Source organism: Pseudomonas lopnurensis, assembly GCF_015070855.1.
Taxonomy (GTDB): domain Bacteria; phylum Pseudomonadota; class Gammaproteobacteria; order Pseudomonadales; family Pseudomonadaceae; genus Stutzerimonas; species Stutzerimonas lopnurensis.
Window position 1 is genome coordinate 1 of record NZ_JADDIX010000044.1, and the last position, 3,263, is coordinate 3,263.

Below are 3,263 nucleotides of genomic sequence, written 5' to 3' on the forward strand. Positions count from 1 at the left end.
CCAGACCGATGCTGAACGGGATCGGATTGCGCATGGAGTTGGCCACCGGCGAGTAGAAATTGGCCTGGCGCACGATCTCCTCCAGCTCCTCGCGGCTCGCATCGCCCTCCACCAGCACCTTCACGCGGATTTCCTGGAAACCCATCTGCGCCGGCTGCATCTCTGCGCCACCGGCGCCCCAGGCCGCCGGGTTGCCGATGTCCGCCTCGAGAAACACCTCCAGCCGGCTCAGCTTCACCTGTTTCCAGGTCGCCACCGCCGTGATGCCCACCGCCAGGCAACCGCCCAGGCCGGACAGCACGATCTCGCCCGGCGCCGGGGCGGTATCCTCGCCGAACAGGTGCAGCGGTTCGTCCACCACCACCGGCGTGTGCTCGCCGACGTAGCTGAGGCTGCGGTACATCCCCTGCATCACGGTGTGGACTTTGTTGGTGCCCCGGCTGGCGGGGTTGTTGCGGCCCTTCTCGGCGAAACCCATCAGGCCGTCGCGATCGATCGGCTTCAGGTAGGTCTTGACGGTGGTGGCACAGGTGGCGGGTGCGGCGGACATGGCATTCTCCAACGGGATTCAAACTGAGCAGCGGGCTGCTCTTCGGTCTCGCCGGGGTTATTGCAGAGGTTATGCCAATCACCGAATTCTCAATAAAACTCCTTTTATATCAATTAGATGTGAAATTTAAGGCTCGCTTCCCACACATCTGGCGGCATGCCCAATGAACAGATTGGAAACAATGTAAACAATGTCATTGGCCGGTCTGAATGGCAGGAAAGCGCCCGCTACAGGCCGTAATGTTGTCCAGATCAGCACGGAGAGCACTTTGCAGGAGCGCGCCATGCACACGAATCGGGGGCGTGGCCCGCTCCTACCTGTGATCCGGCATCCAGCTCGAGTCGTTAAGTGAACAGCATTACCCGCTACAGGCCGAGCTTTTCCCAGCGATAGCCGAACTGCCGTGGCGTCAGCCCGAGCGATTGCGCGGCGCGCGACTTGTTGCCCCCGCAACGGGCCAGTGCCTGGCGCAGCTCTTCGGCGCTGTGCGAACCCGCCGGTGCGTAGGGCCGCACGGCCATGGACGCCGACGCCGCGCCCCAGCCGTCACCGGCGGCCGCCTGTGCCCGCGCATCCCCGACGGCCTCGCCGCCGGCCAGGAACGGTTCCAGGTCCGCGGCACCGAGCAGAGGGCGATCGGCCAGCAATACCATGCGCTCGATGACGTTGGACAGCTCACGGATATTGCCCGGCCAGGGATAGGCCTGCAGCCGGGCGATGGCATCGCCAGTCAGGTTGATGTTGCGCTGGTTCGCCTGGTTCACCCGGTTGAGAAAATGCATGGCCAGTGCGGGGATGTCGCTGCGCCGCTCGGCCAGCGACGGCAGGTGGATGGGAATGACGTTGAGGCGGTAATACAGGTCTTGGCGGAACAGCCCGCGGCCCACCTCGCCGGCCAGGTCGCGGTTGGTCGCGGCGACCAGGCGCACGTCGATGAGGATCTCCCGCTTGCCGCCCAGCCGGGTGATGGTACCCTCCTGCAGGGTGCGCAACAGCTTGGTCTGCATGGTCAGCGGCAGCTCGCCGATCTCGTCGAGGAAGATGGTGCCACCATCGGCCTGTTCGAACCAGCCGGCACGCAGCGCGGTGGCCCCGGTGAAGGCTCCGCGTTCATAGCCGAACAGTTCGGACTCGAACAGGGTCTCGGGAATCGCGGCGCAATTGACCTTGATGAACGGCTTGTCCCGGCGCGGGCTAGCCAGGTGCAGGGCGCGGGCGAACAGTTCCTTGCCGGTCCCGGACTCGCCGAGCAGCAGCACGCTGGCGGTGGCGTCCGAGACCCGCTCCAGTTCGGAAATGGCACGCAGCAACTCGGGCGAATTGCCGACGATGCCATAACGTGTGGCATCGGCATGCAGGGCGCGGGTCAGCAGGTCGTTGTGCTGGGCCAAGGCGCGGGTCTTCTCCTCGATATACCCCTGCAGGTGCAGCAACTGCCCGGCGAGCGTGGCGAGGATGCGCAGGATGGTTAGGTCGTCGGCCAGCGGTCGCGCGCGCATGCGGATGCGATGGCAGGCCAGCACCCCCACGGTCTGCTGGCCGATCTGGATCGGCAGCGCGATGAAGGACACCGGCCCGGCCGGCAGCTTGCTGCGCTCGACCATGCGGCCGAGGAAGATCGGTTCCTTGTCGATGTCCTGCACGATGATGAGCTGCCCATGCGCCAGCACCCGGCCGGTGACGCCTTCGTCGAGCGCATAGCTGCCCAGCGCCACCTCGTCGTCCGTCAGGCCATAGGCGTGATGGATGCGCCCGCCCCGGCCATCCGGGTCGATCAGCACGACCCGCCCGCGGTTCAGCCCGAGCAGCTCGGAAAGCAGGTGCAGCATTTCCTTGAACACCGGCTCCACGGCGAAGTCCTTGCCGGCCAGCGCCATGACCTGCTGGAGCAGGAGCATCTCCTGGGAACGCCAGAACGCGGGCGTGGTATCTGCCTCGAAGTCGGGCCTGTCATTCATGCCGAACGAAATCCTTTGTGCTTGGAAAGGCGATCGCTGCAAGTGCCGCGCCAATCGCTACGCATCCGGGCAGCAAGCACTTCACGACCATTCGGCGGCCATTCGCGCCGCGGCGATGAACGGACGGGGATCGGGCCTTGCGAAGTGACAAAATGACATCACGGCTGTGCGCAGCCCATTCCGATGATCAGAGCCACTTCCCATGCACGCTGACAAACGCTATTCCATCATTCTCGAACATACTGGCCAGGTCCTGCTCGAACACGCCCCGCTGGCGCAGGTCGAAGCCTTCTGGGACGCCAATGACGCCCTCTACTTCGGCCTGCGCATCGAAGACGAGCAGAGCGACCACGCCCGCGTGTTCGTCACCGACGTGATCCCGGACGAAGAAGACGCCGTCTTCGCATAGGCCACGCGCCCTGGTAGCTACAGGCGGGTCCCGAGCCATCGCTTGTTAGGCATAATCGACTGCCCGCAAGCGGAGCAACGGCCATGCAGATCGACGAAGAACTGACCCTGAAGAAGCTGGAAGTGTTCCTGGCCTTCATGCGCAGCGGCAATCTCGGCAAGGCGGCGGTGGAGCTGAACACCAGCAACGTCAGCGTGCACCGCGCCATCCATTCCCTGGAAAGCGCGCTGCGCTGCCCGCTGTTCAAGCACGAGGGGCGCAACCTGATTCCGCTGGAGAGCGCCTACGTGCTCGAGGAACGCGCCCAGCAGCTGGTCAAGGACGTCCTCGAGACGGTGCGCCAGAC

The 3,263-nt window shown here is 64.8% G+C and carries 4 protein-coding genes; 2 read left to right on the top strand and 2 right to left on the bottom strand.

What is annotated here, in order from left to right:
- The coding region (locus tag IN820_RS08925) for an OsmC family protein (RefSeq protein ID WP_193680638.1) at positions 1 to 550 on the bottom strand (550 nt) is incomplete at its 3' end.
- A gap of 365 nt (positions 551 to 915) precedes the next feature.
- Positions 916 to 2,508, bottom strand: a complete 1,593-nt coding sequence (locus IN820_RS08930) for a sigma-54 interaction domain-containing protein (RefSeq protein ID WP_207793553.1) — start codon at positions 2,506 to 2,508, stop codon at positions 916 to 918.
- A 202-nt stretch (positions 2,509 to 2,710) separates the two neighbouring features.
- Between IN820_RS08930 and IN820_RS08935 the strand changes: the two genes are divergently transcribed.
- Together IN820_RS08935 and IN820_RS08940 are read left to right on the top strand one after the other, a co-directional pair.
- Complete coding sequence (locus IN820_RS08935) at positions 2,711 to 2,917, top strand: hypothetical protein (RefSeq protein WP_193680639.1); 207 nt, start codon at positions 2,711 to 2,713, stop codon at positions 2,915 to 2,917.
- 83 nt (positions 2,918 to 3,000) lie between these two features.
- A partial coding sequence (locus tag IN820_RS08940) for a LysR family transcriptional regulator (protein ID WP_193680640.1) occupies positions 3,001 to 3,263 on the top strand: 263 nt, incomplete at its 3' end.

Coding starts and splice junctions, on each gene's coding strand:
- IN820_RS08930 (WP_207793553.1), bottom strand. CDS start 2,508: ATGAATGACAGGCCCGACTTCGAGGCAGATACCACGCCCGCGTTCTGG.
- IN820_RS08935 (WP_193680639.1), top strand. CDS start 2,711: ATGCACGCTGACAAACGCTATTCCATCATTCTCGAACATACTGGCCAG.